This window comes from Aquitalea pelogenes (assembly GCF_001515305.1).
Lineage (GTDB): Bacteria > Pseudomonadota > Gammaproteobacteria > Burkholderiales > Chromobacteriaceae > Aquitalea > Aquitalea pelogenes.
Window position 1 is genome coordinate 1 of sequence record NZ_LNQV01000159.1, and the last position, 217, is coordinate 217.

The window sequence follows — 217 nt, forward strand, 5'->3', positions numbered from 1 at the left end:
CGCGTCGGAGGCTTCGGCCTCACGCATGGCTTCCGGATTGGGCACCACCACTGCATTGAGCCGGGTTGCCGTGGCGGGGCCATCGGTAGGCCGCTATCCGTGCCAGATAGGCCTGGACCGCGTCGGAGGCTTCGGCCTCACGCATGGCTTCCGGATTGGGCACCACCACTGCATTGAGCCGGGTTGCCGTGGCGGGGCCATCGGTAGGCCGCTATCC

1 protein-coding gene is annotated in these 217 nt (G+C 68.2%); it reads left to right on the forward strand.

Annotated elements, in window-relative coordinates; translation table 11 throughout:
• Positions 1–25: 25 nt before the first annotated feature.
• A partial coding sequence (locus tag AWT75_RS22425) for a hypothetical protein (RefSeq protein WP_204377140.1) occupies positions 26–217 on the forward strand: 192 nt, incomplete at its 3' end.